We start from the raw sequence: 5,153 nt of genomic DNA, 5'->3' as shown, positions 1-5,153 counted from the left end.
GGGGCCGGGCGGGCGGAACCGCGCAGGGGTGGGGCCCCCCGGGGCCCGTCCACGTCCGGGCGCCCCCCGGGGGCGCCCGGACGTCACTTCTTGGCGGGGCCCGAGCGGGTGTGCCAGGGCAGCTCGACCGTCACCGAGGTCGGCCCGTCCTCCGGGCTGTCGACCACGAACACGCCGTCCACCGACTCGGCGCGCTCGGCCAGGCCGGCCAGCCCGCCGCCCGGGTGCACCCGGGCACCGCCGCGGCCGTCGTCACGGACCGTCAGCAGCAGCCGGCCGTCCTGCCGCCGGACCTCCACCGAGGCGGTGCGGGCACCGGAGTGCTTGGCGGCGTTGGTGAGCAGCTCGGTGACGGTGAAGTAGGCGATGCCCTCGACCGCCGAATCCGGCCGCTCGCCGCCCAGCTCGACGTGCACCCGGACGCCGCCGGGCAGCGCGGTGCGGGCCGCGACCGAGGAGAGCGCCGCGTCCAGCCCGCGGTCGGTGAGCACCGCGGGGTGGATGCCGCGGGCCAGGTCCCGCAGCTCCTGCAGGGCCAGCTTCACCTCGCCGTGCGCCGCGTCGACCATCTGCTGGGCCGCCTCCGGATCCTCCGTCAGCTTCTCCTTGGCCAGGCCCAGGTCCATCGCCAGGGCCACCAGCCGGGCCTGCGCGCCGTCGTGCAGGTCGCGCTCGATGCGGCGCAGGTCGGCCGCGGCGGTGTCGACCACCACGCCCCGGTCGTCCTCCAGCTCGCGGACCCGCTCGGCCAGCGCCCCCGGGGACAGCAGCACCTCCACCAGCCAGCGGGAGACCGCGGAGATCACCCGCATCGCCCACGGCAGCACCGGCCAGCCGACCACCAGCAGCACCAGCGTCAGCGCGAAGCCGAGCACGCCCCAGAGCAGCAGCACCACGCAGTACAGCGCGGAGCGCCAGTTCAGCCCGTCGCCCAGGGTGGCCGTCACCCGGCCGGCCAGCCCGGCCCGAGCCGGGCGCAGCGGCTCCGGCTCGGCCACCGCGCTGCCCAGCTCGGTCCGGGCCCGCTCCCGGCCCAGCCGGCCGAACCAGCGGCAGCAGCTCAGCCCGAAGGCCAGCAGCGGCAGCCCGACCACCGTCACCGCCAGGCCCAGGCCGGTGGACAGCAGCACCACCGCCACCACGAACCCGGCCACCCCGACCGGGAAGTTCAGCAGTGCGTTGCGCACCTCCAGCCACAGCCGTGCCCCGTACAACGACGGGCGCTTCGCCTCGTCCTCCATGGTCGGCGCCCTCTCCTGGTCTGCTCGCCGGTGCCTTGTCGATCACCAGCATCCCGGTCGGCGGCCCCCTCCCGCCATGGTGCTGCACTCCCTCTTCGTCCGGGGGTTAACCCCACCCCCCGTCCTGCACCCCGGGCCCGGACCGTCCGCAAGCGGAATTCCGCCGGGCGTCCGGCGGGTGTCCACCGGCCGTCTTGCAGGACGGGCAGGTGGCGGAGTAAACGGGCGGTGCACATAGACTCCCGCGATAGCGATGGTTATGGACGGGCAAAGAAGAAGGGCGTGACCCATGGAGTGGCAGCCGCTCGCTGCCGACCCCGCCGCCGGCAGCGGCTACTTCGACGCCTACGCGGCGGTCGGCCTGCTGGCGGTCATCGGCGTCCTCTTCGTCGCGGTGGCCTTCACCGCGAACCGCCTGATGCGGCCGGTGGTCGACACCCCCGAGAAACTGCTCGCGTACGAGTGCGGGGTCGACCCGGTCGGTGAGGGCTGGGCGCACACCCAGATCCGGTACTACGTCTACGCGTTCCTGTACGTGATCTTCGCGGTCGACGCGATCTACCTGTTCCCGTGGGCCACGGTGTTCGCCGCCGCCGGCTTCGGGGCCGCCACGCTGGTGGAGATGTTCGTCTTCATCGGCTTCCTCGCGGTCGGACTGCTCTACGCCTGGAAGAAGGGCGTCCTGGAATGGACGTGACGCACTCGCACGGGACGCCCGGCAACGGCCCCGTCCCGCTCGGCATCCCCGACCCGGCCCGCCCCGGCGCCGCCGTCGAACAGCGCCGCCTCGGCCCGCTGGCCCGGCTCGCCCCGGACCCGGTCAAGGTGGTGCTCAACTGGGGCCGCCGCTACAGCCTCTGGTGCTTCAACTTCGGACTCGCCTGCTGCGCGATCGAGTTCATCGCCGCGTCGATGGCCAAGCACGACTTCATCCGGATGGGTGTCATCCCGTTCGCGCCCGGCCCCCGCCAGGCCGACCTGATGATCGTCTCGGGCACCGTCACCGACAAGATGGCCCCCGCGGTCAAGCGCCTGTACGAGCAGATGCCCGAGCCGAAGTACGTCATCTCCTTCGGCGCCTGCGCCAACTCCGGCGGCCCGTACTGGGACTCGTACTCCGTCACCAAGGGCGTCGACCAGATCGTCCCGGTCGACGTCTACGTGCCCGGCTGCCCGCCGCGGCCCGAGGCGCTGCTGCAGGGCATCCTCAAGCTGCAGGAGAAGATCGCCGCCGAGGACGTCCCGACGCGCTACGCCGCGCCCGCCGACGCGCTGCGCCGCCCGCTGCGGCCCGCGCCGGACACCGCCGGGGAGGGGCAGCGGTGACCGACACCCCCGAGACGCCCGAGACGCCCGAGACGCCCGACACCCCCGAGACGCCCGGAGCGCCGGAGACCCCGGACGCCGCGCCCGAACCGACGCCCGCCGAGCGGACCGCCGCGTCCGTCGGGCCGTGGGCGAGCGCCACCGAGGCGTACGGCCTGCTCACCGTCGACGTGCCCGCCGAGCACTGGACCGAGGCGCTCACCGCCGCCCGCGACGTCCTCGGCCTGGCCTTCCTGGACTGGCTGAGCGCCGTCGACGACCTCGACCGCGGCTTCGCCGTCTGCGCGCACCTGGCCGCCGTCGGCCGGCCCGGCGGAGTGCGCCGGCTGCTGCTGCGCACCCGGGTGCCGCGCGAGAAGGCCGCGCTGCCGACCGCCGTCGGGGTCTACGCCGGTGCCGCCTGGCACGAGCGGGAGACCCTGGAGATGTTCGGCATCGAGTTCACCGGCCACCCGCACCCCGTCACCCTGCTGCTGCCGGACGGCTTCGAGGGCCACCCGCTGCGCAAGGACTTCGTGCTGGCCGCCCGGGTCGCCAAGGACTGGCCCGGCGCCAAGGAGCCCGGCGAGTCCGCCGACCACGGCGGCCCGGCCCGGCGCAAGATGCAGCCCGCCGGCGTCCCCGACCCGAACGAGTGGGGCCCGCTCAAGGGCACCCTGCCGCCGGTCGCCGAACGCCCGGCCCGCGGCGCCGCACGGGCCGGAGCGGCCGCCGGGGCCGACCGGCCGCGCCGCACCCGCAGCGTGGAGGCGGGCTCGGCGAGCCAGGCCGGGGCCGCGCCCGACGCCCCGCCGGTGCGCGCCGACCGGCCGCGCCGCACCCGCAGCGTCGGCGAGGGATCGGTCAGCCAGACCGTGGAGTCCGCCGACCCGGCGGAGGCACCGCGCCGCACGGCCCGCACCCGGTCCGCCGACGCACCGTGGCACGCGCCCGTGCCGGCGCACGACGAGCAGCCGAAGCCCGAGCGGCCGAAGCCCGAGCAGCCTGAGCAGCCCGAACGACCCGAATCACCCGAACCACCCACTGAGCAGCAGCCCGAGCAGCCCGAGCAGCAGGACGGAGACGGCGCGTGAACCTCCTCGACACGCTGCTGCGCTGCGTCGGCACGCTGGTGGCGTTCCTGGTGCTGCCGCTGGTGGTCGGCCAGGCCGAGCACAAGGTGATGGCGCACATGCAGGGCCGGCTCGGCCCGATGTACGCGGGCGGGTTCCACGGCTGGGCGCAACTGGTCGCCGACGGCGTCAAGTTCGTCCAGAAGGAGAACATCGTCCCGGCGGGCGCCGACCGGAAGGTCTTCCAACTGGCCCCGGCCGTCGCGCTGCTGCCCTACCTGCTGGTGCTGCTGGTGATCCCGGTCGGCCCGGACGGGATGGTCGGCCAGGCGGTCGACGCGGGCATCTTCTTCGTGCTGGCCGTGATGGGCGTCGGCGTGCTCGGCTCGCTGATGGCGGGCTGGGCGTCGGCCAACAAGTTCTCGCTGCTGGGCGCGCTGCGCACGGCCGCGCAGCTGATGTCGTACGAGCTGCCGATGCTGCTGGCCGCCGCCTCGGTGGCGATGGCGGCGGGCACCGTCTCGCTGCCCGGCATCGTGGACGCCTTCCACTGGTGGTGGGTGCCGTGGCAGCTGATCGGCGCGTTCGTGTTCTTCACGGCCGGCCTGGCCGAGTTGCAGCGCCCGCCGTTCGACATGCCGGTGGCCGACTCGGAGATCATCTTCGGCGCGTACACCGAGTACACCGGCCTGCGCTTCGCGCTGTTCCTGCTCTCCGAGTACGCGGGCATCGTGGTGCTCTGCGGCCTGACCTCGGTGCTGTTCCTGGGCGGCTGGCACGGCCCGTTCGAGGACGGCCTCGGCTGGCTGTGGACGCTGGCGAAGACCTTCGCGCTGGCCTTCGTGGTGCTCTGGCTGCGGGTCACCTACCCGCGGCTGCGCGAGGACCAGCTGATGCGCTTCGCGTGGACGGCGCTGATCCCGCTCGCCCTGGTCCAGCTCGCCCTGACCGGCATCATCAAGGTGGCGATCTCGTAATGGGAATTCCCGGCTCCGGCCTGGCCAAGGGCCTGGCCGTCACGATGCGCACGATGATGCGGAAGACCGTCACCGCGCAGTACCCCGACGTGCAGCCCGACCTGCCGCCGCGCACCCGCGGCGTGATCGCGCTGCTGGAGGAGAACTGCACGGTCTGCATGCTGTGCGCCCGCGAGTGCCCGGACTGGTGCATCTACATCGACTCCCACAAGGAGACGCTGCCCGCCGCCGACCCGAACGCCCGCGCCCGCACCCGCAACGTGCTGGACCGCTTCGCGATCGACTTCTCGCTCTGCATGTACTGCGGGATCTGCGTCGAGGTGTGCCCGTTCGACGCGCTGTTCTGGTCCCCGGAGTTCGAGTACGCGGAGACCGACATCCGCGAACTCACCCACGAGCGCGAGCGGCTGCGCGAGTGGATGTGGACCGTCCCGCCGCCGCCCGCGCTCGACGCCGCGGCGGAGGAGCCCAAGGAGATCGCCATGGCCCGCAAGGCCGCCGACAAGCTGGCCGCGGCCGCGGCCGCGGCGGCCGCCGCCGCCGAGGAGGGTGGGGAG

6 protein-coding genes are annotated in these 5,153 nt (G+C 74.1%); 5 read left to right on the top strand and 1 reads right to left on the bottom strand.

Annotation, left to right across the window (positions count from 1 at the left end; translation table 11 throughout):
• Positions 1-83 precede the first annotated feature (83 nt).
• Positions 84-1,241 carry a sensor histidine kinase gene (locus ACFUEL_RS34670; protein WP_380241382.1) on the bottom strand — a complete coding sequence of 386 codons (1,158 nt, stop codon included), beginning with the start codon at positions 1,239-1,241 and terminating at the stop codon, positions 84-86.
• Positions 1,242-1,530: 289 nt separating this feature from the next.
• Here ACFUEL_RS34670 and ACFUEL_RS34665 point away from each other — a divergent pair, with 289 nt between their 5' ends.
• From ACFUEL_RS34665 to ACFUEL_RS34645, 5 genes are all read left to right on the top strand, one after another.
• Positions 1,531-1,938, top strand: coding sequence for an NADH-quinone oxidoreductase subunit A (locus tag ACFUEL_RS34665; RefSeq protein ID WP_380241380.1), 408 nt, complete (start codon positions 1,531-1,533; stop codon positions 1,936-1,938).
• Positions 1,929-2,567 (top strand): NADH-quinone oxidoreductase subunit B, encoded by a 639-nt coding sequence (locus ACFUEL_RS34660; RefSeq protein ID WP_380241379.1) that lies wholly within the window; start codon positions 1,929-1,931, stop codon positions 2,565-2,567. The genes ACFUEL_RS34665 and ACFUEL_RS34660 overlap by 10 nt, the downstream gene beginning before the upstream one ends.
• A complete protein-coding gene (locus ACFUEL_RS34655; protein ID WP_380241377.1) occupies positions 2,564-3,640 on the top strand; it encodes an NADH-quinone oxidoreductase subunit C in 1,077 nt (358 codons plus the stop codon). Before ACFUEL_RS34660 ends, ACFUEL_RS34655 begins: the two co-directional genes overlap by 4 nt.
• Positions 3,637-4,596, top strand: a complete 960-nt coding sequence (gene nuoH / locus ACFUEL_RS34650; protein ID WP_380241375.1) for an NADH-quinone oxidoreductase subunit NuoH — start codon at positions 3,637-3,639, stop codon at positions 4,594-4,596. The genes ACFUEL_RS34655 and nuoH overlap by 4 nt, the downstream gene beginning before the upstream one ends.
• Positions 4,596-5,153 (top strand): NuoI/complex I 23 kDa subunit family protein (locus tag ACFUEL_RS34645; protein WP_380241374.1); only part of this gene is annotated, 558 nt, incomplete at its 3' end. The genes nuoH and ACFUEL_RS34645, both read left to right, overlap by 1 nt.

This window comes from Kitasatospora sp. NPDC057198 (assembly GCF_042670125.1).
Taxonomy (GTDB): Bacteria; Actinomycetota; Actinomycetes; order Streptomycetales; family Streptomycetaceae; genus Kitasatospora.
This window is presented reverse-complemented; position numbering and strand designations above follow the sequence as displayed.

Coding starts and splice junctions, on each gene's coding strand:
- ACFUEL_RS34660 (WP_380241379.1), top strand. CDS start 1,929: ATGGACGTGACGCACTCGCACGGGACGCCCGGCAACGGCCCCGTCCCG.
- ACFUEL_RS34670 (WP_380241382.1), bottom strand. CDS start 1,241: ATGGAGGACGAGGCGAAGCGCCCGTCGTTGTACGGGGCACGGCTGTGG.
- ACFUEL_RS34665 (WP_380241380.1), top strand. CDS start 1,531: ATGGAGTGGCAGCCGCTCGCTGCCGACCCCGCCGCCGGCAGCGGCTAC.